Origin of the sequence: Neorhizobium tunisiense (assembly GCF_039631515.1) — a bacterium.
Lineage (GTDB): Bacteria > Pseudomonadota > Alphaproteobacteria > Rhizobiales > Rhizobiaceae > Neorhizobium.
The window spans coordinates 127347-150654 of the sequence record NZ_JBDIUU010000011.1 but is presented as its reverse complement, the minus strand read 5'-3'; the positions used below and the strand labels follow the sequence as shown (position 1 = coordinate 150654).

Sequence of the window (23308 nt, the reverse complement as noted above, 5' to 3'; positions counted from 1 at the left end):
CTCAAGTAGGGAGATCGAAGGAGGCTTGCTCAGCGGTCCCTCTCTGATTTGTGCGACGGCAGGAGCCGGCCAAGGAGTGGAGTTCGGCAAACTCAAGGCTCTTTGTCGGGTAGGACCTTGCTTCTGGCCGATCTCCCCCCTTGAGGGGGAGATGTCCGGTAGGACAGAGGAGGGTAGCTCGGTAGAAACCGCCTCTATTTGTCTAGTGCCAGCTTCACCACCGCCTTCGCCAGCCGCGCGGCCCGAACCTCCGGCGTGGTCACTTTCAACAGCGGAAGCACCACCGCATATTGCCCGGTCCTGTCGAGCTTTTCGAAGGCCGCACCCGCCGCGGGGTTTTCGCGGAGCGCCGCGACGAGATCATCCGGCAGGGCGGCGGTGCGCTGCGGCTCATAGGCAACCGCCCAGCGCCCATCGGCCTTGGCGGCCTCGACTTCCGCCAGCCCCGCCGGCCGCATCCGCCCGGCCTGCATCAACGCCTCCACCCGATCGACATTGAGCTTCGACCACGGGCTTTTGGCACGACGCGGCGAATACCGCTGCAGGTACGAGGTGGCGTCGAACCCCTTGCGCTGGCTGTCGATCCAGCCAAAGCAGAGCGCCACATCCAGGGCCTCGTCGATGGTGATCAGGGTTCTCGCCGGGTTTTTCTTGCCGATCTGGAGCCAGACGCCGGACGAGGTGGCGTGGTGGGTGGAGAGCCAGGAGGCCCACTCGGCGGGGGTGGTGAAGACGAAGGGTTGGGTGGGGGTGTCCATGGGTGGTCCGGGTTGGGGGAGTCGGTGGTGGGATTGTAGCTGTTGATGGTTGCGTTGCCAGAGGGGGATGGCTTTGCCGGGAATGGGACGGTTCTGGCTTTCGTTGTGGTAGCTGTGAGCAAGTGTTCTGACGGAGACAAAGGTGGGTCCTCGGGTCAAGCCCGAGGATGACGGCGTTGGATGTGGTGCCGCGGGATCGAAATAGCACCGATGATGCACTCTCCGCGTTTGCTTTGGGCATCCTTGTCCCACTCTCAAGGTCGTCATCCTCGGGCTTGACCCGAGGATCCACCCCCCAAACGCCAGGGTTGACGGTACCCCACCACAATTCCATCATGCTCGCATGGCGGGATATGTCTACATCGTCACCAACCAAAAGCACGGGACGCTTTATATCGGCGTGACCTCCGACCTCGCCAACCGCATCTACGAACACCGCGAGGAACATCATCCCGGCTTCACCTCAAAATACGGCTGCAAACGGCTGGTCTGGTACGAAGCCCACGACAACATCGTCAGCGCCATTCAGCGGGAGAAGTCACTCAAGCGCTGGTATCGGCAGTGGAAGATCGAGCTGATCGAGAAGCTGAACCCGGAGTGGCGGGATTTGTATGGGGAGCTGGGAGGATAGTGAGGTCGCGAGTGCGGCATGGATCCTCGGGTCAAGCCCGAGGATGACGACGAGAGGTGGGAGCGAGGGTGCCTAAAGTGAGTACGGAGTATGTCTTTCCACAAGAGCGATCAGAGCCGAAGGGCATTCTAAGCCTCATCGTCGAGCTACCACCGACTACCATGTCTACTCCCAAGCACCCTCAAAGGTCCATACTCGGGCTTGACCGACTGTTGAAGGGGTCGCCCTCCCTTCTCATGCAGTTTTCTGGGCTGTGCCTACGGGTCACCCCTCACAAGATGTTCTTCATTTGTACGGTCCGTGAGGGCGAGCGGGAATAAGCCTCACACCAATTGACCTGTGAGGTCTCTTCCCCTAGGGTAGGCTATGGAAAATGAACTGATCACGATTCGTGAAGCTGAATTGAAGGCGAAGCTTGCTCGCCTTCAGGAGAGCATTGCAGCTATTGAGCAAGAACTATCGGAGCTTGAGATCGCCAAGGGCGTACTGGCACGGCTATCCATTAAGAAGCCGGCAGCTGTTGTCGCTACCGCCCTAACTTCTGCTGCACCGCGGAGCGGAGCCGCCAAAATTTCTCAGAAAAAGCCTGAAGGTTTACCATCTATCAAAAACCTAGTGCTTGAGGCACTGATGGACGCAAGGCAGAGAGGCGCTGCCGGTATGGCGCCCAAGGACATTCGAGAATTCGTGTCTACTCGCTACAGTTATGAGATGGGCTCGTCTGCTAATACAGTGCCGTCGCGCATGTGGAGAGACGAAAAGCTTATCGACAAGAACACGGAAACTGGTCTTTTCAGTCTTCCGGAAAAAGAAAAACCCGTTGACGTTCCCGGCAAGGAAGTTTCGTCAACGGGTTTGATTTCCAACCCAGAGCAGGTCCGTAGAGCCGGTCCGGGGGGTGGTCCATGATAATAAGCTAACGCTTATAACCAGACGACCCTAGTAGGGCTTGGATCGTCTATTCCCAACAACCGGATCACGGAAATTAGGATACCGCGACTATGATTCATTGAAGGAATCGCGTCAACCGTTATTCGGTGCCAACCTTTCTGGAAAGGAAAGGAAATGCACGACCGCAAGGTTACCCCGGACATGGTTCCGGTTATCAAACTGGCTCGCTCTATGCAGATCCCGTATTCTTGGATTTCTGGATACTACGCGGGCCTGAACTTCGGACGCATTGCAGACGTGATGAAGGGGCGCCTTTTCCCCGAAATCCCTCCAGCGAAGCGACTACCTTCTGACTTCCCGACGACGGGTTAGCAGGAAATGAAGGGGCGGCGATTTGGTCGCCCCTTTCAGTATCCACACCCAGAATGGCTATCAAGCGCTAAGCCGCCCAGCCTCAAGCCGCCTCCCCCACCTTCGGGTACGGATCAAACCGCCCATAAAAGGTCTCGCCCTTCGCCGCCATGTCCTTCAAGAGCGGCGTCGGCTTGAAGTGCGGGCCGTAGGCCGCGGCTAACCTTTCGCACAGTTCCACGAACGTCTTCACGCCCATGCCGTCGATGTAGGAGAGCGTGCCGCCGGTATAGGGGGCGAAGCCGAAGCCGAGGATGGAGCCGACGTCGGCTTCGCGCGGGTCGGTGACGATGCCTTCTTCCACCGTGCGGGCGGCTTCGAGTGCGATCGTCACCAGCAGGCGCTGTTTCAGGATGGTGACATCCACCTCGTCGGCGCGCTTCTGCGGGTAGAGGGTCTTCAGTTCGGGCCAGAGGAATTTCTTGGCGGGCTTGGCGGGGTATTCGTAAAAGCCCTTCAAATTCTTGCGGCCGCGGCGGTCGAAGACGTCAACCATCTGGTCGACCAGCGCCATGTGCTCCGGCTTGACGGCATTGGGGCCGAGATCGGCGATCGAGGCCTTCATGATCTTCTGGGACAGGTCGACCGCGACCTCGTCGTTGAGCGACAGCGGGCCGACCGGCATGCCGGCCATCTTGGCGGCATTCTCGATCATGACAGCCGGCACGCCTTCGATCAGCATGTCATAGGCTTCGTTGATATACCGGAAGACGCAGCGGTTGACATAAAAGCCGCGGGTATCGTTGACGACGATCGGGGTCTTCTTGATCGCGGCGACGAAATCGAGCGCCACGGCCAGCGCCTTGTCTCCCGATTTTTCGCCGAGGATGACCTCGGTCAGCATCATCTTTTCGACCGGCGAGAAGAAATGCACGCCGATGAACTGGTCGGAACGCTTGGAATTCTCGGCAAGGCCGGTGATCGGCAGGGTGGAGGTGTTGGAGGTGAAAATGGTGGTTTGCGGGATGACCGCTTCGACGGCCTCGATGACCGCCTTCTTGACGGCGCGATCCTCGAACACCGCCTCGACGACCAGGCTCGCGTCGGACAGCGCCCCGTAATCCGGGGTGGGCGTGATCAGCGACAGCAGCTTTTCGCCCTCTTCCTTGGTCATCCGGCCCTTGCCGACCTGATCGGCCACCAGCTTTTCGGAATGGGCCTTGCCCTTATTCGCTGCTTCCTGATCGCGGTCGATGAGGGTGACGGGAATGCCGGCGGCGGCCGTCACATAGGCGATCGAGGCGCCCATGAAGCCGGCGCCGACGATACCGACCTTGGAGAATTCCGTCTTGGGCACGCCTGCCGGGCGGCGGGCGCCCTTGCCGAGTTCCTGCATGGAGACGAACAGCGAGCGGATCATCGAAAACGCTTCGGTGGTGCGCAGGATCTCGGTGAAATACCGCTGCTCGACCTTCAAGCCCGTATCGAAGGGAAGCTGCAGGCCTTCATAGACGCATTTGAGGATGGCGAGCGCGCCCGGATAATTGCCGGCCGACTCGCGGCGCAGGATGGCGGGGGCGGCAGGCCAGAGCTGGGCGGCGGCCGGCGTCCAGATGCCACCGCCGGGGACCTTGAAACCCTTCTCGTCCCAGGGGGCGACCGGTTTGAGGCCGTCCTTGATCATCTGTTTTGCGGCGTTGATCAGCTCGGCGGGCTCGACGACCTGGTGCACGAGGCCCATGGCCTTGGCGCGCTGGGCGGTCAGCGACGAGCCGGTCGTCATCATCTGCAGGGCATCCTGGGCATTGGCCAGCCGCGGCACGCGCTGGGTGCCGCCGGCGCCCGGGAAAATGCCGACCTTGACTTCCGGAAGCGCGATTTTCACCGACTTGGAATTGGCGGCGACGCGGCCGTGGCAGGCGAGCGACAGTTCGAACGCGCCGCCCATGCAGGTGCCGTTGATGGCGGAGACCCAGGGTTTGCCGTTGGTCTCGACCTTGCGCCACAGCCACGACATGCGGCCGGCGGCATCGAAGAGTTTTTGCGCGGCGGTGGCCGGGTCCTTCGCCTGCTCTTCGGCGAGCATCGAGAACATCGACTTGATCATGGTGAGATCGGCGCCGCCGGAGAAGGACGACTTGCCTGACGTGAAGACGACGCCCTTGACGGCCGCATCCGCGACAGTCGCATCGACGATCGCCTCGATCTCGTCCATCACCTCCATGGTGAAGACGTTCATGGACTTGTCGGGCATGTCCCAGGTGACGAGAGCGATGCCGTCCGCGTCGGTTTCGACGGTGAAGTTCTTGTAGGTGCTCATGATGGGATTCCTCTTCCCTTGAATTCGTTTTCCGTCAGGAGATGGCGAAGGCGATCACAGCGATCACGGCAATCAGGACCAGAAGCAGCAACAGACCGCGATTTTGCGCCTTCAACTTGCGCACATGTTCCCTGGGGTCGGTGGCGAGGCTCGAACGATAATCGGCAGCCATATCCTTATCGAGGTTATGCTGAGCATATTGCTGCTGGACCTCGTTTCTCTCGCGCTCATAGACCTCCCGCCGCGGCCCCATGTCTATCTCCTCAGACCCGCTCGATAATCGTCGCCGTGCCCATGCCGGCGCCGATGCAGAGCGTGACCAGCGCGGTGTTGAGGTCGCGGCGTTCGAGCTCGTCGAGCACGGTGCCCAGGATCATCGCGCCGGTGGCGCCGAGCGGGTGGCCCATGGCGATGGCGCCGCCGTTGACGTTGATCTTGTCGTGGCTGATCTCGAAGGCCTGCATATAGCGGAGGACAACGGCGGCGAAGGCCTCGTTGAGCTCGAAGAGGTCGATGTCGGAAATCTTCATGCCGGAGCGGGCCAGCAACTTTTCGGTGACGTCGACCGGGCCGGTCAGCATCAGCGCCGGGTCGGAGCCGATATTGGCGAAGTGGCGGATGCGGGCGCGGGGTTTCAGGTTCATGCTCTCGCCGCCGGCCCTGGAGCCGATCAGGACGGCTGCGGCGCCATCGACGATGCCCGACGAATTGCCGGCGTGGTGGACGTAATTGATGCGCTCGATTTCCGGATGGGCCTGGATGCCGACGGCTTCGAAACCGCCCATCTCGCCCGGCATCTGGAAGGACGGGTTGAGCGAAGCGAGCGACTGCATGTCGGTGGTCGGACGCATGTGCTCGTCGCGGTCGAGGATGGTCAGGCCGTTCTGGTCCTTGACCGGGATGACGGAGTTCTTGAAGTAGCCTGCGTCCCAGGCTTTTCCGGCCCGCTTCTGGCTCTCGACGGCATAGGCATCGACGTCGTCGCGGGAAAAACCGTATTTGGTGGCGATCAGGTCGGCCGAGACGCCCTGCGGCATGAAATAGGCGGGGAAGTTGACGGACGGGTCCATGTACCAGGAGCCGCCGGACATGCCCATGCCGACGCGCGACATACTCTCCACGCCGCCGGCAATCACGATGTCGTCGGAACCGGCGGCGACCTTGCCGGCCGCGAAATTGACCGCGTCGAGGCCCGAGGCGCAGAAGCGGGAGATCTGCATGCCGGGCGCCCTGGTGGAATACCCGGCCTCGAAGGCGGCCGCCTTGGGGATGACGGCGCCGGCATCCATGACCGGATCGACGCAGCCCATGATGATGTCGTCGACCCTGGACGTGTCGAGGCCGTTGCGGTCGCGGATCGCTTCCAGCGTCTTGGCGGCGAGGCGCACGGACGGCACCTCGTGCAGCGCCCCGTCCTTCTTGCCGCGACCGCGCGGCGTGCGGACGTGGTCGTAAATGAAGACTTCGGTCATGGTGTCATCTCCCTGGGTGGCGCTGGAGCGCCTTCGAATTCTTTGTCTTCCCACTTCTCCCCAGCGGGGAGAAGTGCCGAGCGGACGCGAGGCGATGAGGGGGTCTCCGGCAAAGCCGGAGCCAGCAACAAGACGCACCCTGGGCGCGCCCCCTCATCCGGCCCTTCGGGCCACCTTCTCCCCGCCGGGGAGAAGAAAGACCTAAATCAAAACGCTTCCGCGGCCAGTTCCATCACGCTGTCGGCGCCTGCTTCGATGCGGACCCTCCGCATCGCGGTTTCCGGCATGATCTTTTCCATGAAGAACCTGGCCGTCACCAGCTTGTTCTTCAGGTAGTCGGCGCGGACATCGCCGGCAGCGATGCGGTCTTGCGCGGCCTTCGCCATCTTCGCCCACATGTAGCCGAGCGTCACCAGGCCGAAGAGGTGCATGTAGTCGGTCGAGCCGGCGCCGGCATTGTCGGGCTTGGCCATGGCGTTCTGCATGAACCACATGGTTGCGGCCTGCAGGTCATTCAAGCCCTTCTTGAGGCCCTTGGTGAAGGGAGCCATCGCCTCGTCGGCGCGGTTTTCCTCGCAGAAATCGCCGATCTCCTTGAACATGGCCATGACGGCGCGGCCGCCGTTCAGCGCCAGTTTACGCCCGACCAGGTCGAGCGCCTGGATGCCGTTGGCGCCTTCGTAGATCATGGTGATGCGGGCATCGCGGACATACTGGCTCATGCCGTGTTCCTCGATGTAACCGTGGCCGCCGAACACCTGCTGGGCCATCACCGCATGTTCGAAACCCTTGTCGGTCATGACACCCTTGAGGATCGGGGTGGCGAGGCCGAGCAGATCGTCGGCGTTCTGGCGTTCGGCCGCATCCGGCGAACGGTGGGCGATGTCGGATTTCAAAGCGGTCCACAGCAGGAAGGCGCGGCCGGCCTCGTTGAAGGCGCGGATAGTCATCAGCGAGCGGCGGATATCCGGATGGACGATGATCGGATCGGCCTTTTTGTCCGGCGCCTTGGGGCCGGAGAGCGAACGGCCCTGGATGCGCTCGCGGGCATAATTGACCGCGTTCTGGTAGGCGGTCTCGGCGATCGACAGGCCCTGCAGGCCGACGCCGAGACGGGCCTCGTTCATCATCACGAACATGGCCGCGAGGCCCTTGTTTTCAGCGCCGATCAGGTACCCGGTCGCCTCGTCATAGTTCATGACGCAGGTGGAATTGCCGTGAATGCCCATCTTGTGTTCGATCGCGCCGCAGGTCACGCCGTTGCGGGCTCCGAGCGATCCGTCGGCATTGACCATGAACTTCGGCACGATGAAGAGCGAGATGCCCTTGGTGCCTTCCGGTGCGCCTTCGATGCGGGCAAGCACCAGGTGGACGATATTGTCGGTCATGCCGTGTTCGCCGGCGGAGATGAAGATCTTCTGGCCGGAAATCCTGTAGGATCCGTCGGCCTGGGGCACGGCCTTCGAACGCAGAAGGCCGAGATCGGTGCCGCAATGGGGTTCGGTGAGGTTCATGGTGCCCGACCAGGTGCCGGCGACCATGTTCGGCAGGTAGGTCTGTTTCTGCTCGTCGGAACCGTGCACGAGGATCGCGGCGATCGCGCCCTGGGTGAGGCCCGGATACATCATCAGTGACATGTTGGCCGACGACATGTATTCGCCGACGGCTGCATGCAGCGTATAGGGCAGGCCCTGGCCGCCGAATTCCTCCGGCACGGCAAGACCGATCCAGCCGGCCTGGCAATACTGGTCATAGGCCTGCTTGAAACCCTTCGGCACCGAGACCGTGCCGTCGTCGTGACGGGTGCATCCTTCCTGGTCGCCGGAGAGGTTCAGCGGAAAAAGCACGTCTTCGGCCACCTTGGCGGCTTCCCCGATGATCGCTTCCAGCATGTCCGGAGTGGCATCGGCAAAGCCCGGCAGATTGCCGTAGCGCTCGATGCCGAGCACGTCGTTGAGAATGAACAGCGTGTCGTTTACCGGGGCCTTGTACACTGGCATGGTCGAGCTTCCTCCAAATCCTCGTCTTCCGGATCCGCCTCGTGGCCCTTGGCTCACGGCAGGATCCGTATTCCTCCTACCACAAATAATTGACGTTCGCGTAAACGTCAATTGCGCGCGCTGGGAACTTTGCCGATCTCCACCATCGCCATTCCTCCGTCCCGCGTACAGTCCTAACAGGCCGAACAGTTGCGAAGCTGGATGGGAAAGCAGGAAGATAGAGCCGGCAAGCGGAACGTCATCACGACAAAGGAAGCCGAACGCGCCGAAAAGGTTAAAATTTTCGTTCAGGTTAACGACTTGTTTACCACGTTTCGGGAAATAGTGGGCTCTTAAGCGACGCAGTACATTTACCTGAAGACGTCCCGCGTCCGCTGAGAATGGCAAGTCCTGCGTGAGGCATCTCCAAGGCATAGCCGGTCGGCGGAACTTCGTATCCCTGACAAAGGCTGCCGACGAGGAGCCAGGCAGGTACAACGTCGAAACGAGCGAGCACATGAACGGATCACGATCGACCCCTTCCCGTCCCGGCGACCGCTCTTCCCTGGATGCGTTGAACCGCACCATCGAAGGGCTGGAGGCGCGTATCGAGGGGTTGATGTCGGGTACTGCGCGCGACGGCCGTGCGCCGAAGGCTGCCGATCCGCGCGAGCAGCGCCGGCCGGCGCCGGCTGCCGCCTATCGCGAACCGCAACTCTCCGGCGATCCGCTCGCCCAGATCCGCGAGCGCCAGCGCATGCTCGACGCCAGCCGCGACCGTGGCGCGCGGCCCGAACGCCAGCGCGCACCGGATCTACGCCGTGAAGAACCGCGTCGTGAAGAGCCACGTTATGCCGAACAGCGCCGTACGGAGCTGCGCCCGCCGGAAGCCTACCGCTCGACAGAGCGCCAGGCCCCCCTCCGCGCAGAAGCGCCCCGTTACGCCGAGCCGCGCGCGATCGCGCCAACGCCGCGCCGCGAGGAACCCCGTCGCCCGGTCACACAGCCGCGCATGCGGGCACCGCAGCCGCAGCAGCACGTCGACAACGGCATGCACGACATCGCCCAGGCGCTGGTCGGCCTGCGCCAGGAGCTGAAGCAGGACATTTCCGAAAGCGTCGCCCGCGAAATGACGGCGCTGCGCTCCGAAATCCGCTCGATCAAATCCATTGCCGAAGACCAGCATTTCACCGAGGACCTGCGCGGCGACCTCGCCCGGCTTGCCGAAGGCATCAGCCAGCTCGGCTATCAGGCGACGCCGGAGGCCGTCGGCCTTCGCAGCGAATTCGAGGAACTGCGCGCCGTCCTGGACGGCCTCGCCCGCGAAGATTCGGTGCGGCGGATGGAAACCCGCTGGCAGGGTCTCGAAGATCGCATGCACGGCCTCGATCCGACGGCCCTGCGCGAAGAACTCGTGTCGCTCGCCTATCGCATCGACGACATCAAGGGCCAGCTCGGCGCAATGAGCGACAGTCCGGTTATCCGGGCACTCGAACAGAAGCTGATCACGGTCGCGAGCGCCATGGAGCAGCTCGGCTCGCGCATGCAGCCGAACGATTCGGTCATCGCCGAACAGTTCGCGACATTGGACGAGCGGCTGGACGAGATCAGCCGTGCGATTGCCGCCGGCAGCCGCGCCTCGGCATCGGCCTCGATCGACCAATCCTTCCTGCAGCGGCTGGACGGACGGATCAGCGCGCTCGCCGACCAGATCGAAGCGATAAGCCAGGCGACCCATACCCAGTTCGATCCGACCGAAGCGCTGTCCGCCCGCATCGAGGCCTTGACCGGCCGCATCGAGGAACTCACCGACGAACAGGCCGCGATGCGCCTGGAGGAACGGCTCGAACAGCTTTCGCTGATCCTGGAACAGGCCCAGAAGCCTTCCCAGGACCCCGATCTTTCCGCTTATCTCGCCGATATTTCCCGCAAGATCGACGGGCTGGAGCAGGGTAGCGTCAGCGACGTGCTCGCCGAACGACTCGACTATCTTGCCCGCCGGATCGAGGAAATCGGTTATCAGCCACACGCCCAGTCGGCGATCGATGAAAACGCCTTCGGGCGGATCGAAGACCGGCTGACCGACATTGCCGCCCGGCTTGACGAGGCAACGTCGTCGCCGCGCGGCGACGACGGCGCGCTTCGCAGTCTCGAAGACCAGATCGCCCATCTTTCGGTGCTGATCAGTCAGCCGCAGCAGGGTGCAGGCGCCCTTCCCGCCGAATTCGAAAACCGCATGACGGCGCTCGAAAGCTATATGGCGACCAATGACGAATATATCATCGAGGCCGCCCGCCAGGCGGCCGAGACGGTGGTGGAAGCCTATTCGCGCAACGGCATGGCAGGCGCACCGGGTGCCGCCGCCGACATGGCAGCACTTTCGGCGCTTGCGGACGACCTTCGCCATCTCGAAGACTTGACCCGGCATTCGGACGACCGCACCCACCAGACCTTCGAAGCCCTGCACGGCACGCTGGTGCAGATCGCCGACCGCCTGGACGGCATGGAAGAACGGCTTGTCGCCTCCGCTCATGCGGAACGGGACCGTCATCATGAAGAACCGGCTCGTTACGAAAGCCGCCCTGCCCCGGCCATGCCGGCAGCCGCGCAGCTTTCCGTCGCGGCAGCCGAAGAGCTGATGCGCTACGAGATGGCGGAGGCCGAGGCGGACGAACAGCCGGCCGCGACCTTCGGAACGCGGGCCAAGCTGCCCCAGGATCTGCCCGCCGAGGAAACCTCGCTTCGCGCCGACTATGCCGACACGAAAACCGCCACCAAGGACAATCCGACCAAGGACAAGGCCGCCAAGACCAGCCTGCTGACCGAGCTTTCCCGCCGCTTCCTGCCCGGTGGCAAGGCCGAGGCACCCAAGGGTGGCCGTACCGTCATCGAGCCGACGCCGCCACTCGACCCCTCCGACGTGCTGCCGGCGGATCGCGAAAACGACCTTCTGGAGCCGGGTTCCGGCGCGCCTGATGTCAAGAAGATCCTCGAGCGCGTTCGCGCCAGCCAGGTCGCCGGCGAATTCGACAATGACCGGACGAGTGCCGCCGAACGCGCCGACTATATCGCCGCCGCCCGCCGCGCCGCCAAGGCAGCTGCCCAGGAAACCGACCCTTCGCAGGGTGGTTCGCCCTCCAAGGACCTGCGCAAGGCCGCCAAGGCTTCCGGGACTAAGGGTTTCGGCGCCATGCTTTCGCAGCATCGCCGTCCGATCCTGATGGCGGTCGGCGCCGTGCTTCTGGTGCTGATGGCGATGCCGCTCGCTAAGACGCTGACAAGCGGCACCAAGGCTCCCGCGGCACCTGCGCCGGCGATCGAGGCACCGGCCCGCCCGGCCGCACCGGCCAACATGAGCGGCAGCAACGAACTCCCGACGATCGAGGATCAGGCTGCGACCGACGGCGCCGAAAACGACGCGGATATCGCAGCCGCGCCGACGCAACCCGTCGAACGGGCACCGGCCCCGGCAAGGACCGCAAGTCATCTGACCGATCCGCGCCCGGCGACCGGCCAGCCCTCCGCAATGGAGCCGGCCGGTAATGCGCTTCCGGCCCAGAACACCTTCGCCGCCGTGCCCAGGGCCGACGCTCCGGCCGCGATCGTGGTTCCGGTCGGCATCGAACCGAAGTCGCTTGCCGACGCCGCCGCCGCCGGCGACCCGAACGCGCTCTTCGAGATCGGCGCCCGCTTCACCGACGGAAAGGGCGTCAAGAGCGACCTGTCGGAAGCCGCCAACTGGTACAAGCTCGCCGCCGACCGCGGCCTGGCGCCGGCGCAATACCGGCTCGCCAACCTCTTCGAAAAGGGCACGGGCGTTTCCCGCGACCTGACCAAGGCAATGACTTACTACAAGCAGGCCGCCGACGCCGGCAACGCCAGCGCCATGCACAATCTCGCGGTGCTCCATGCATCGGGCGCCGCCGGCCAGCCGGATTATGCCGCAGCCGTCTCCTGGTTCCGCCAGGCCGCCGACTTCGGTGTCGCCGACAGCCAGTTCAACCTCGCAATCCTGCTCGCACGCGGCAATGGCGTGAAGCAGGATCTCGAGGAATCCTACAAGTGGTTCGCGGTCGCGGCCAAGGGAGGCGACAAGGATGCCGCCCAGAAGCGCGACGAAGTCGGCAACGCGATGCGCAAGGAACAGCTCGAAAGCGCTCGCGCCAAGGCGGACCAGTGGAAAGTGAAGCCGCTCGATCCGAAGGCCAACTCCGTCAACCTCCCGGACGAGTGGGCTTCCGGCAAGCCGCTCACCACCGCTTCGATCGACATGGAAAAGGCGATCCGCAACATCCAGGCGATCCTCAACAAGAGCGGTTTCGACGCCGGCACCGCCGACGGCAAGATGGGCGCCAAGACGGTGACCGCGATCAAGGCCTTCCAGACTTCGGTCGGCCAGGAGCCGAACGGCAAGATCACCGACGCGCTGGTGAAGGAACTACTTGCCAAGAACAAGTAAGTCTACTTACCCGACCGATCTAGGGGAGTTGCGGGATATTAATCACGCCCGCACAAAAACGGTAAAATTGCCACATTATCCGGCACTTGCGAATTGACTTGCAGCAGCGCCCGGGCGCATGACGGATGAAGTCCTTCATGCCCTGTTCACATGGCATGTGAGATCACGTTTCCTTCGCCGCACCGGGCGGACAACCACATCGCGAACGCCCGCGAGGGCGTCGCTTTTTGCCGTGTCGAGGTTCTGCCGTGACTGTCTACCTGCCGATCGCAGAGCTGTCGGTGAACATCTTCATTATTCTGGGCATGGGCGCGGCCGTCGGCTTTCTCTCCGGCATGTTCGGCGTGGGCGGCGGCTTCCTGATCACGCCGCTTTTGATCTTCTACAACATCCCGCCGGTGGTGGCGGTCGCGACCGGCGCCAACCAGGTCGTCGCTTCGTCGATTTCGGGTGCGATCACCCATTTCAGGCGCGGCACGCTCGACATGAAGCTCGGCTCGGTCCTGCTTGTCGGCGGTCTTGCGGGCGCGACGGCAGGCGTCTGGGTCTTCTCGTGGCTGAGGCGTATCGGACAACTCGATCTGTTCATCTCGTTGCTCTACGTCGTGCTGCTGAGTTCGATCGGCGCGCTGATGCTGCAGGAAAGCATCCGGGCGATGCGCCGGGCGAAAAACAACAATCCATTGCCGGTCAAGCGCCCCGGCCAGCACAACTGGGTGCACCGGCTGCCGCTCAAGATGCGGTTCAAGAAATCGAAGATCTATCTTTCCGCCATTCCGGTCGTCGGGCTCGGTTTCGGCATCGGCGTGCTGACCTCGATCATGGGCGTCGGCGGCGGCTTCATCATGGTGCCGGCGATGATCTATCTCCTGCGCATCCCCACCAACGTGGTCGTCGGCACCTCGCTGTTCCAGATCATTTTCGTCACCGCCTACACGACCATGGTGCAGGCGGCGACCAACTATTCCGTCGATATCGTGCTGGCGACGATCCTGATGGTGGCGGGCGTGATCGGCGCGCAATACGGCGTGCGTGTCGGGCAGAAGCTTCGCGGCGAACAGCTGCGCGCGCTGCTCGCGCTGCTCGTGCTCGCCGTCGGCATTCGCCTGGCGATCGGGCTGATCGTCACGCCGAACGATGTCTATTCGGTCGCGGTCGGGGGGATGTCCTACTGATGCGCCGGCTTCTCCGCATCGCCCTCCTCCTGCCGCTCCTGGCGCTCGGCTTTCCGGTCCAGGCACAGGTGCCGTTCGGGCAGGCGTCGGGCGTGAAGGAAGGGCTGGAGATCGGCACTTCGACCAGCGAAATCGCCATCACCTCCGATTTCCGCGGTGCGGATCTCACGATCTTCGGGGCGCTCACCAATGCCGACGAGTTGTTCCTGGCGATCGGCCAATACGACGTGGTGGTGACCCTCGAGGGGCCGAAGGACTATGCGACGGTGCGCAAGAAGGAGCGCGTCTTCGGGATCTGGATGAACACCGAGGGCCTGACCTTCGAACAGGTGCCGGAAAGTTATTCGCTGGCCAGCACCCGGATGATCGACAGTATCGACGAGGCGCCGAGCCTCAACAATATCGGGGTCGGCATCGACCATCTGGCGCTGAACCCTGTCGGCTATATCCCCGATTCCGGCATGATCGGCGAGTTCCGCGACGCCTACCGGCGCCTCAAGCTGACAAACGGGCTCTACCAGCGCGACACGAGCGGCGTGCGCTTCGTCTCCTCGAGCCTGTTCCGCGCGTCCCTGAAACTGCCGGCCAACATCCCGGACGGGATGCATATGGTGCGCGCCTACCTGTTCAAGAGCGGCCAGCTGATCAACCAGCGGGAGATGCCGCTGCGGGTGGTCAAGACGGGTATCGAGCAGGCGATCACCGACGCCGCCCACGACCGGCCGCTCGCCTATGGTTTCCTCTGCGTGCTGATCGCCATCATCACCGGCTGGGGCGCCAGCATCGTCTTCCGCAAGGACTGATCATTCCGCGGCATCGGCCGCCGCCGCATTGCGGGCGACGATTTCGAGATAGGCGGCGCGCAGGCGGTCGAAGACGGAAGGCTTGTCCGGATCACGCGGCGCATGCAGATGCAGGACGCGCAGTTCCGCCATGAAATCGTCCCAGAGTGGCCGGCCGCCTTCCTCCAGCAGTTGCGCGCGGATCGAAAGCTCTTGCGAAACCGGCATGAAGCGGCGGCCCCAGGCGCCCATTTCCGCAAAGATCGGCACCAGCCGGATCGACATCTCCGTGAGGCTGTAGATCCCCTTCTGCTTGTGGCTCGGGTCGTCCTCGCGGGAAAGCAGGCCCCGTTCCACCAGCCGTTTCAGCCGGTCGGCGAGGATGTTGGAGGCGATGCCTTCCTCGGAATTCTGCAGCAGTTCGCGGAAGTGGCGGCGATTGCCGAACATGATGTCGCGGATGACGATCAGGCTCCAGCGGTCTCCCAGAACCTCCAGCGTCAGATTGATCGGGCAACCCGACCGATAGGCTTCATTCATTTTTGTCTCCAATACCGCTTGCATTCTACAATCAGTTTGGGTAACTTTCAACCGCTTGCTCTTTGCAACTGGTTTAAGCGGGATGGAGGATGACATGAGAAAGCTGGTGGTCTGGAACCTGATGAGCCTCGACGGTTATTTCGAGGGAGAGAAGCCGTGGGATCTCGCCTTCCACAACTATGCCTGGGGGCCGGAACTGGAAAAACTTTCCGAACAGTTCGGCGAAGAAGGTGACCTCCTGGTGTTCGGCCGCAGGACCTACGAGGGCATGGCAGCCTATTGGCCGACCGCCGAGGAAGGCGGCAAGGTCAAGCACTACATGAACAACATCGTCAAGATCGCTGTCTCCAGGACGATGGAGGAGGCGCCGTGGAACAACACGCGGGTCGTCAGCGATCCGGTTGCCGAACTCACCAGGCTGAAAGGCGAGGACGGCAGGACGATCTTCATCTTCGGCAGCGCGGAACTGGTGGCCTCGCTGATGAGCCAGGGCCTGGTCGACGAATATCGGCTGTGCATTGCGCCGGTGCTTCTCGGCTCCGGCAATCCGCTCTTCAAGAAAACCGGGCAGCAGACGGAACTTACACTATTGAACTCCGGTATAACGGCCAACGGCTCGGTGATCCTGACCTACGCGGTGGGCAAGGCGGCCTGATGCCGCAGGCGAGGGGCATCAAGGGATTGATTGTTGGCCTGAAAGGATATTTGCGTTAGAGACGCGGCAACTCGTTTCTGTAAGACGTTCATGTTCAGCCGGTTCTTCTCCCCCCTGCCCTCCGCCCGGGTTCTTCTCAATCCGGGCCAGTTGCGGGTGTTTGTCCGGCGCAGCGAATTCGGGCTTGTCGCGATCTCGGCCTTGGTCGGTGTGGCCTCCGGGCTGGCGATCGCCGGCATGAGTTTCATCTCCCGGGAGATGCACCGGCTGATCTTCGGGCTCGGCGGTGACGAGAGGCTGAGTTCGGCAAACGATATCAACCGGCTGACGATCCTGCTCGCCCCCATCGCGGGCGGCATCATTCTCGGTGTGTTGTTCCTGATCCTCAGGCGCTGGCGCAAGAAGCCGATGGTCGACCCGATCGAGGCGAACGCGCTGCATGGCGGACGCCTGTCCTTGACCGACAGCATTCTCGTCGCCGTCCAGAACCTGATCTCGAACGGTTTTGGCGCATCTGTCGGGCTGGAGGCCGGTTATACGCAGCTCTCCTCCGGGATCGCCTCCAAGATCGGGCTGCTGCTGCAGTTGCGCCGGTCGGATCTGCGCATCCTCGTCGGCTGCGGGGCATCCGGCGCCATCGCCGCGGCCTTCAATGCGCCGCTGACAGGCGCCTTCTATGCCTTCGAGCTGATCATCGGCACCTATACGATCATGAGCCTCACCCCGGTCGTCGTCTCGGCGCTGGTCGCGACGATCGTCACGCGGCTGTTCTTCGGCGACGAATTCCTGATCGACGTGGGTGATTTCGGCGCTGTCGTGCCGGCCGATTATCTGCCGGCGATCCTGCTCGGCGTCTTCTGTGCCGGCGGCGGCATCCTGCTCATGAAAGGCGTCACCTTCGTCGAGGAGACGGCACGCAAGAGCTCGCTCTCGCCCGCCTTGCGGCCTGCGGTCGGCGGCATCCTGATCGGGCTTCTGGCGCTTGTCGACCAGCAGGTGATGTCGGCCGGCCACGGAGCATTGCACCTCAATCTCGGCCAGGATCTGACGATCCCGATGCTGCTTGCCATCCTGGCATTGAAGTCGCTGGCATCGGCCGTATCGATCGGCTCCGGTTTTCGTGGCGGCCTGTTCTTCGCATCGCTGTTCATGGGTGCGCTGCTCGGCAAGATCTTCGCCTATTCGGCGCCCTATATCTTCGTGCACGCGACGCTGACGCCGGTCATCTATGCGGTGGTGGGCATGAGCGCGATGGCGGTGGCGGTGATCGGCGGGCCGCTGACCATGACATTCCTGGCGCTCGAAATCACCGGCGACTTCCCGATCACCGTACTGGCGCTTGCCGCCGTGATCACGTCTTCGCTCACCGTGCGCAACACGTTCGGTTATTCGTTCGCGACGTGGCGCTTCCATCTTCGCGGCGAGAGCATCCGCAGCGCCCATGATATCGGCTGGATCCGCAATCTGACGGTCGAACGGATGATGCGCCCCGACATCCGAACGGCGCCGATTTCCATGAGCATGGAAGAATTCCGCAACAATTTTCCGCTCGGCTCGACGCAGCGTGTGATCCTGCTCGACGAGGCGGAGAAATATGCGGGCATGGTGCTTTTGCCGGATATCTATGCGGCACCGACCGAGGATGCTGAGGAGAAACCGACACTCGCCTCCTTCGTCAAATACAAGAACGACATGCTGCTGCGGTCCATGAACGCCAAGCAGGCGGCAGCGATCTTCGACAGGCTGGAGGCGGAAGCGCTCGCAGTCGTCAACAACCAGATCGAGCGCAAGGTCGTGGGGCAGCTGAGCGAAAGCCATACGCTGCGGCGCTACGCGGAAGAACTCGACCGGCGGCGGCGCGAGGTTTCCGGCGAAATCTGAGCCGGCTCCTCCCTTCGGCTAATTGCGCCCCACCGAGCGCGATATATGGTCACCGTTCCAGGGAGAAGGACGATGGCCGATACGGAATGCGAAGCGCCTGTGGGTGGGGCAAGCGACGGCGGCGCCCGGTCGTTGCGCCCCGCCGGGGAGCCGGTCAGCATGGCCTGCCGGGACGGCATCGTTGTCCATGGTCATTTCTGGCCGGCCCGGTCCCCGGCCATCGGCAGCGTCGTCGTCAATCCGGCGACCGGGGTGCTCGCCCGTTATTATCACTATTACGCCGATTTCCTGGCCGGCGAAGGTTTCGACGTGCTGACCTATGACTATCGCGGCATCGGTCTTTCGCGTCCCGAAAGCCTGAAGGAATGCGGTTATCGCTGGCGGGAATGGGGCGAGCAGGATTTCGACGCGGCGCTGCGGCATATGGATGCGGCCCGCCCGGGCCAACCGCTCCATGTCGTCGGTCACAGCATCGGCGGTTATCTGCCGGGGCTTTCGCCGATGGCCAAACGCATCGACCGGATGCTGACCATGGGGGCGCAATATGCCTACTGGCCCGACTATGCCAGCGGCCATCGCCTGCGGCTGTTTTTCAAATGGCATGTGGTGATGCCGGCGCTGACGGCGATGTTCGGCTATTTCCCCGGAAAACGTCTCGGATGGCTGGAGGACCTGCCGGCGGGGGTTGCGAACGAATGGAGTTTTCGCGGCGCGAGGATGGAGCGCACCCATCCGGCAGCGGAGCGGGGCGATGTGCTGCGGCGGTTCGAGGCGGTGACGGCGCCGATCCTGGCGGTCACCATGACTGATGACGATATCGGAACCGTGGCTGCGATCCGGCGCACGCTCGGCTATTATCGCAATGCCGGGGTGACGCAGGTGCTGCTGAAGCCGGAGGACTACCGTCTGGCCGCTATCGGCCATTTCAGCCTGTTCCACTCGCGGCACATGGGCGGCTTTTGGCAGGACAGCGTCCGCTGGCTGCGGGACGGGATCAATCCCTGGCCTGCACACGTGCTACCGTCGTGAACGATCCAGCCTTGCGGCTTGCGCTGGATCAATGAGCGGCCCCGCGCAACGGACGATGATGGCTTCAACTAAAAAAGGAGGCACAGATGTTCAAACATGTTCTCATTCCGACCGACGGCTCTCCGCTCTCGACCAGCGCGCTCGAAAAAGCGCTCGATTTCGCGCGCGAAATCGGCGCGGAAGCCACCGTTCTGGTGGTGATGGAACCGCTGCAGGTCTTGACGCTCAATCCGACCGGCATGGAAGTCGCCTATGCGGAATATGACCGGCAGAACAACGCGGCGGCCGACCGGATTCTCGCCAACGCCCAGGAAGCGGCGAAACAGCGGCTGGTCGCCTGCGAAACGGTGAAGCTCGGCAGCCTCGATCCCGCAGGCACCATCATCGAAACCGCCGATACCTACCATTGCGACGTCATCGCCATGGCCTCGCACGGCCGCTCCGGCTTCAAGGCGTTCATGCTCGGCAGCGTGACGATGAAAGTGCTGGCGCATTCCAAGACGCCGGTACTGGTCTATCGGTAGGACCTGGTCTACGCCGGCCTGGCTGCGGATGCTCATTCAAAACCGGCCGGTCATGCGGTACTTTACACCTTCGATATTGCGGCGCACAATGCTCCCTTGGCCCGGGGGACAGCGAATGATGACCGTATTTGAAGGCCTAAAAGGGGAACTCGCCGCCGGCACGACAGTCCTGGCGCTGGTAGATTACAATGTCACCGAATTTCGCGACGGCGACAGTTGCCGTTATGTCGGGCATGTTCGCACCAAACCGTCCATCCTGCGAACTGCACTGAACGCTCCGACCCTCCGGCTCGGCGGTCACCGGATAACCCTCAATGCGGTCGAGCATGAGGATTGGGTATCATTTCATCTGGACAGGTTTCCCTGAATGCGGGACGCCGGTTGTTGGATCTGGCGAGATCGTAATCGTTCCGGATCGAATCTGTCCCGGCGTCATCGGAGCTGTCGATGATGGATGACATCCGCGACCCCGCATGTGGTCAGCCGCTTGGACAGGTTTAAAACAGACGGTCAACCGATCAGATTGGCATAGCGCACCGAATAAATGCGGTCGCGGCCGAGCAGATGTGCGACCAGGGCCTCGCGGTCGAACAGGCCGTGCATGGCCCGGTGGCGCAGGTCGAGGCCGCCGGCGAGCACGCCGAAGGCCGGCATGAGGAGGCGGACACCGTCACTTGCAAAACACGGGCGACGGACGGATTTTTCGCGGCGGCGGACGGTTGCCGACGGATGAAGATGGCCGGCGATCTCGCCCTTGCTTCCCCCTGGGCCGGGAATCAGGCTCGGCTCGTGGCGGAAGACGAGGCCGCCGTAGAGAAGTTCGTCGGTGCAGGCGCCCGGAAGATCCACTGTGCCGTCGGGATCGTGATTGCCGTTGATCCAGATCCAGTCGCGGCCGCGCGCCATCGCCGTGATGAGCGAGCGCAGATCGGTGGGGAGATGTTCGGAGCCCTTGCGGTCATGGAAATTGTCGCCGAGCGAGACGACCACTTTCGGGTCGTAGCGGCTGATCACGGCCGACAGGATGTTGAGCGTCGCGATCGTATCATAGGGCGGCAGCATCATACCTCGGCGAGCAAAGGCGGCGCCCTTTTCCAAATGCAGGTCGGAGACGACGAGCATGCCGGTTTCCGGCAGATAGAGGCCTCCCAAAGGATCGCAGACGGCGAGGACGCCGTTCACGACGATCTCTTCCGCACCGGTTGCGGCCACTCCCCCAGAAATCGTTCGCGCCAACGCGAGGCGGTGCATCAATTCGTCGTCTTCCAGTCCAGCGTATCGCATCAGCCAAGCGCCTCCGCGATCAGTTCGTCGGCGGCTTCCTGCAGCACCGCGTCGTGCGCCTCACCCGGCACCGGCTCCTTGCCGATCTCCAGCATGATGGGAACGGCGAGCGGCGAAACGCGGTCGAGATCGCGGTGGGTGATATGCCCCCTGATTCGCGCCAGCATATCGCCTAATCGGGCAAGATCCAAAAGACCGGATGCCGCATCCCGTCGCGTCGCTTCCAGCAGGATGTGGTCCGGCTCGTGGCTGCGCAGCACGTCGTAGATGAGATCAGTGGAAACCGTGACCTGCCTTCCGGTCTTTTCCTTGCCCGGATGGCGGCGCTCGATCAGGCCGGAAATTACCGCGCAATTGCGGAAGGTGCGCTTGAGCATATAGGATTCATCGAGCCAGGCTTCCAAGTCGTCGCCGAGCATGTCCTCGTCGAAGAGGTCCGAGAGGCTGAGGCGGCCGGACCCGATCATCGCGCCGATGTCGTTAAGCCCCCAGATGGCCAGCGAGTAGTCGGTGGCGACGAAGCCGAGCGGTCGGGCACCGGTGCGCTCCAGTCGCCGGGTCAGGAGCATGCCGAGCGTCTGGTGGGCGAGCCGTCCCTCGAAACAATAGGCAATCATGAAGAACCGTTTTCCGCGCGGAAAGGTCTCGATGAGAAGTTCATCCCTGGCCGGCAGCATCGAGCGTTCGCGCTGGATGTTCAGCCAGTCGCGCACCTGATCCGGCAGCACGCCCCAGCGGTCGGGATCGGCGAGCATGCCGCGCACCTGGTCGGCGAGATAGGTCGACAGCGGGAATTTTCCGCCGGCATAGGCGGGGATTTTCGGATCGAGCGAGAACGCGTTGGAGACGAGGCATTCGTTTTCGCGGATGCCCTCGAAGCGGAGAACCTTGCCGGCAAACAGGAAGGTATCGCCCTGCACGAGCTGCTCGAGGAAATATTCCTCGACCTTGCCGAGCGACATGCCGCCCCGGCCGACCGTGCCCTTTGCCAGCCCTTGGGCATTGCGCTTCACCAGCCGGACATTGAGCTCGGTCGCCTCGACGATCGTGCCGAGGTTGAGGCGGTATTGCTGGGCGACTTGCGGGTTGGAGACGCGCCAGCGGCCTTCCCTAGTCTTGCGGATCTTGGCGTAGCGTTCGTAGGCGCGCAGCGCATATCCGCCGGTCGCGACGAAATCGACGATGCGCTCGAACATTTCCCAGGAGAGGGTGGCATAGGGCGAGGCGCTGGTGATCTCGTCGTAGAGCTCGACCGGGTCGAAGGGTTCGGCGCAGGCCATGCCCAGCACGTGCTGGGCGAGCACGTCGAGCGCGCCCTCGCCGACCGGCGGCGTATCCTGGGCGCCGAGATAGTTGGCGTCGAGCGCTGCCTGGCATTCCATCACCTCGAACCGGTTGGCCGGCACCAGGATCGCCTTCGACGGCTCGTCCATCCGGTGGTTGGAGCGGCCGATGCGCTGGGCCAGGCGGCTGGCCCCTTTCGGCGCGCCGACATGCACGACGAGATCGACATCGCCCCAGTCCATGCCGAGATCGAGCGTCGAGGTGGCGACGACCGCGCGCAATCGGTTGGCGGCCATGGCGGCTTCCACCCTGCGACGCTGGCCGGCGTCCAGGGAACCGTGATGGAGCGCAATCGGCAGATTGTCGTCGTTGATCGTCCAAAGCGCCTGGAACAGCAGCTCCGCCTGGAAGCGGGTATTGACGAAGATCAGCGTCGTCTTGTGGCGCTTGATCTGCTCGTAAACCTCCGGGATCGCATAGGTCGAGACGTGGCCGGACCAGGGAATGCGGTCCTCGGTGCGCATGATGGTGATATCGGGTGCGGCGCCGCCGGTGACATGCACGAGGCCGGCGGGTGGGGTCGGGTGTTCGCCTTCCGGCGCGTTCTGGGGAACGAGCCAGCGTTGCAGGTCCATGGGATCGGAGACGGTGGCCGACAGGCCGATGGTGCGCATGTGCGGCGCATGACGGCGGATGCGGGCAAGGCCGAGCGACAGGAGATGACCGCGCTTGGAGGTAACCAGCGAATGCAGCTCATCGAGGACCACATATTTCAGGTCCTTGAAGAAGCGCTCGGCCTCCTTGTTCGCAAGCAGCAACGCCACCTGTTCCGGGGTGGTCAGCAGGATATCCGGCGGATTGAGCTTCTGGCGCTGGCGTTTTGCCTGGGGCGTATCGCCGGTGCGATTCTCGATCGAGATGTCGAGGCCCATTTCAGAGACAGGCTTCATCAGGTTGCGTTCGATATCGACCGCCAGCGCCTTCAAGGGCGAGATGTAGAGCGTGTGGATGCCGGTGAAGGCGGAGCCGGGCGGGATCTTGCCGCGCCTTGTGAGATCGGTCAGCGACGGCAGGAAACCGGCGAGCGTCTTGCCGGCGCCGGTCGGCGCGATCAGCAGCATGTTTTCGCCGGATATCGAGCGCGACAGCAATTCCAGCTGATGGGCGCGCGGCTGCCAGCCCTTCTCCGCGAACCATTTCTGGAACGGCCGGGGCAGAAGCGCGGCGTCACGGCCGGAGGAATGGGTTTCGACGATATCCACGCCGTTAAGTTAAGAGAAAGCGGGGGAAAAA

General features: G+C 63.1%; 18 protein-coding genes. 10 read left to right on the top strand and 8 right to left on the bottom strand.

What is annotated here, in order from left to right:
• Positions 1 to 194: 194 nt before the first annotated feature.
• The gene (locus tag ABCW43_RS26725; protein ID WP_345930160.1) at positions 195 to 758 is read right to left on the bottom strand and encodes a YdeI/OmpD-associated family protein; all 564 of its coding nucleotides are present in this window, start codon (positions 756 to 758) and stop codon (positions 195 to 197) included.
• Positions 759 to 1101: 343 nt separating this feature from the next.
• Here ABCW43_RS26725 and ABCW43_RS26720 point away from each other — a divergent pair, with 343 nt between their 5' ends.
• Both ABCW43_RS26720 and ABCW43_RS26715 read left to right on the top strand, forming a co-directional pair.
• Entirely contained in the window at positions 1102 to 1389 is a 288-nt protein-coding gene (locus tag ABCW43_RS26720) for a GIY-YIG nuclease family protein (RefSeq protein ID WP_345930158.1), read from the top strand.
• 366 nt (positions 1390 to 1755) lie between these two features.
• Entirely contained in the window at positions 1756 to 2298 is a 543-nt protein-coding gene (locus tag ABCW43_RS26715) for a hypothetical protein (RefSeq protein WP_345930156.1), read from the top strand.
• Positions 2299 to 2734: 436 nt separating this feature from the next.
• Here the strand turns inward: ABCW43_RS26715 and ABCW43_RS26710 are convergent, their stop codons facing one another.
• From ABCW43_RS26710 to ABCW43_RS26695, 4 genes are all read right to left on the bottom strand, one after another.
• On the bottom strand, positions 2735 to 4951 hold the full coding sequence (locus tag ABCW43_RS26710; protein ID WP_345930154.1) for an FAD-dependent oxidoreductase: 2217 nt from the start codon (positions 4949 to 4951) through the stop codon (positions 2735 to 2737).
• A 34-nt stretch (positions 4952 to 4985) separates the two neighbouring features.
• Positions 4986 to 5204 (bottom strand): hypothetical protein, encoded by a 219-nt coding sequence (locus ABCW43_RS26705; RefSeq protein WP_345930152.1) that lies wholly within the window; start codon positions 5202 to 5204, stop codon positions 4986 to 4988.
• Between the two features lie 10 nt (positions 5205 to 5214).
• Complete coding sequence (locus ABCW43_RS26700; protein WP_345930150.1) at positions 5215 to 6423, bottom strand: acetyl-CoA C-acetyltransferase; 1209 nt, start codon at positions 6421 to 6423, stop codon at positions 5215 to 5217.
• Between the two features lie 206 nt (positions 6424 to 6629).
• Positions 6630 to 8423 (bottom strand): acyl-CoA dehydrogenase C-terminal domain-containing protein, encoded by a 1794-nt coding sequence (locus ABCW43_RS26695; protein WP_345930148.1) that lies wholly within the window; start codon positions 8421 to 8423, stop codon positions 6630 to 6632.
• Between the two features lie 496 nt (positions 8424 to 8919).
• On the opposite strand from ABCW43_RS26695, the gene ABCW43_RS26690 reads away from it, so the two are divergent.
• From ABCW43_RS26690 to ABCW43_RS26680, 3 genes are all read left to right on the top strand, one after another.
• Positions 8920 to 12861, top strand: a complete 3942-nt coding sequence (locus ABCW43_RS26690; RefSeq protein ID WP_345930146.1) for a peptidoglycan-binding protein — start codon at positions 8920 to 8922, stop codon at positions 12859 to 12861.
• Between the two features lie 248 nt (positions 12862 to 13109).
• On the top strand, positions 13110 to 14036 hold the full coding sequence (locus ABCW43_RS26685; protein ID WP_345930144.1) for a sulfite exporter TauE/SafE family protein: 927 nt from the start codon (positions 13110 to 13112) through the stop codon (positions 14034 to 14036).
• Positions 14036 to 14839: a TIGR02186 family protein gene (locus ABCW43_RS26680; protein ID WP_345930142.1), complete on the top strand. Its 804-nt coding sequence runs from the start codon at positions 14036 to 14038 to the stop codon at positions 14837 to 14839. The genes ABCW43_RS26685 and ABCW43_RS26680 overlap by 1 nt, the downstream gene beginning before the upstream one ends.
• Here ABCW43_RS26680 and ABCW43_RS26675 read toward each other — a convergent pair whose 3' ends face one another.
• Positions 14840 to 15358 (bottom strand): winged helix-turn-helix transcriptional regulator, encoded by a 519-nt coding sequence (locus tag ABCW43_RS26675; protein ID WP_345930140.1) that lies wholly within the window; start codon positions 15356 to 15358, stop codon positions 14840 to 14842.
• A 94-nt stretch (positions 15359 to 15452) separates the two neighbouring features.
• Here ABCW43_RS26675 and ABCW43_RS26670 point away from each other — a divergent pair, with 94 nt between their 5' ends.
• The 5 genes from ABCW43_RS26670 to ABCW43_RS26650 all read left to right on the top strand — a co-directional run bounded on the left by ABCW43_RS26670 (position 15453) and on the right by ABCW43_RS26650 (position 19814).
• Entirely contained in the window at positions 15453 to 16013 is a 561-nt protein-coding gene (locus tag ABCW43_RS26670) for a dihydrofolate reductase family protein (RefSeq protein WP_345930138.1), read from the top strand.
• Positions 16014 to 16103: 90 nt separating this feature from the next.
• Positions 16104 to 17894, top strand: a complete 1791-nt coding sequence (locus ABCW43_RS26665; protein WP_345930136.1) for a chloride channel protein — start codon at positions 16104 to 16106, stop codon at positions 17892 to 17894.
• Between the two features lie 159 nt (positions 17895 to 18053).
• A complete protein-coding gene (locus tag ABCW43_RS26660; protein WP_345930294.1) occupies positions 18054 to 18923 on the top strand; it encodes an alpha/beta hydrolase family protein in 870 nt (289 codons plus the stop codon).
• Positions 18924 to 19009: 86 nt separating this feature from the next.
• Positions 19010 to 19447, top strand: coding sequence for a universal stress protein (locus ABCW43_RS26655; protein ID WP_345930134.1), 438 nt, complete (start codon positions 19010 to 19012; stop codon positions 19445 to 19447).
• 115 nt (positions 19448 to 19562) lie between these two features.
• On the top strand, positions 19563 to 19814 hold the full coding sequence (locus ABCW43_RS26650) for a hypothetical protein (protein ID WP_041364525.1): 252 nt from the start codon (positions 19563 to 19565) through the stop codon (positions 19812 to 19814).
• 143 nt (positions 19815 to 19957) lie between these two features.
• On the opposite strand, the gene pdeM is transcribed toward ABCW43_RS26650, so the two are convergent.
• Together pdeM and ABCW43_RS26640 are read right to left on the bottom strand one after the other, a co-directional pair.
• Positions 19958 to 20701: a ligase-associated DNA damage response endonuclease PdeM gene (gene pdeM / locus ABCW43_RS26645; RefSeq protein WP_445739010.1), complete on the bottom strand. Its 744-nt coding sequence runs from the start codon at positions 20699 to 20701 to the stop codon at positions 19958 to 19960.
• A 29-nt stretch (positions 20702 to 20730) separates the two neighbouring features.
• Positions 20731 to 23277, bottom strand: a complete 2547-nt coding sequence (locus ABCW43_RS26640) for a ligase-associated DNA damage response DEXH box helicase (protein ID WP_445739008.1) — start codon at positions 23275 to 23277, stop codon at positions 20731 to 20733.
• Positions 23278 to 23308: the final 31 nt, after the last annotated feature.

What these genes read in the sequence shown, in the direction of transcription:
- ABCW43_RS26725 (WP_345930160.1), bottom strand. Translation starts at nt 758, where the DNA reads ATGGACACCCCCACCCAACCCTTCGTCTTCACCACCCCCGCCGAGTGG.
- ABCW43_RS26720 (WP_345930158.1), top strand. Translation starts at nt 1,102, where the DNA reads ATGGCGGGATATGTCTACATCGTCACCAACCAAAAGCACGGGACGCTT.
- ABCW43_RS26715 (WP_345930156.1), top strand. Translation starts at nt 1,756, where the DNA reads ATGGAAAATGAACTGATCACGATTCGTGAAGCTGAATTGAAGGCGAAG.
- ABCW43_RS26710 (WP_345930154.1), bottom strand. Translation starts at nt 4,951, where the DNA reads ATGAGCACCTACAAGAACTTCACCGTCGAAACCGACGCGGACGGCATC.
- ABCW43_RS26705 (WP_345930152.1), bottom strand. Translation starts at nt 5,204, where the DNA reads ATGGGGCCGCGGCGGGAGGTCTATGAGCGCGAGAGAAACGAGGTCCAG.
- ABCW43_RS26700 (WP_345930150.1), bottom strand. Translation starts at nt 6,423, where the DNA reads ATGACCGAAGTCTTCATTTACGACCACGTCCGCACGCCGCGCGGTCGC.
- ABCW43_RS26695 (WP_345930148.1), bottom strand. Translation starts at nt 8,423, where the DNA reads ATGCCAGTGTACAAGGCCCCGGTAAACGACACGCTGTTCATTCTCAAC.
- ABCW43_RS26690 (WP_345930146.1), top strand. Translation starts at nt 8,920, where the DNA reads ATGAACGGATCACGATCGACCCCTTCCCGTCCCGGCGACCGCTCTTCC.
- ABCW43_RS26680 (WP_345930142.1), top strand. Translation starts at nt 14,036, where the DNA reads ATGCGCCGGCTTCTCCGCATCGCCCTCCTCCTGCCGCTCCTGGCGCTC.
- ABCW43_RS26675 (WP_345930140.1), bottom strand. Translation starts at nt 15,358, where the DNA reads ATGAATGAAGCCTATCGGTCGGGTTGCCCGATCAATCTGACGCTGGAG.
- ABCW43_RS26670 (WP_345930138.1), top strand. Translation starts at nt 15,453, where the DNA reads ATGAGAAAGCTGGTGGTCTGGAACCTGATGAGCCTCGACGGTTATTTC.
- ABCW43_RS26665 (WP_345930136.1), top strand. Translation starts at nt 16,104, where the DNA reads ATGTTCAGCCGGTTCTTCTCCCCCCTGCCCTCCGCCCGGGTTCTTCTC.
- ABCW43_RS26660 (WP_345930294.1), top strand. Translation starts at nt 18,054, where the DNA reads ATGGCCTGCCGGGACGGCATCGTTGTCCATGGTCATTTCTGGCCGGCC.
- ABCW43_RS26655 (WP_345930134.1), top strand. Translation starts at nt 19,010, where the DNA reads ATGTTCAAACATGTTCTCATTCCGACCGACGGCTCTCCGCTCTCGACC.
- ABCW43_RS26650 (WP_041364525.1), top strand. Translation starts at nt 19,563, where the DNA reads ATGATGACCGTATTTGAAGGCCTAAAAGGGGAACTCGCCGCCGGCACG.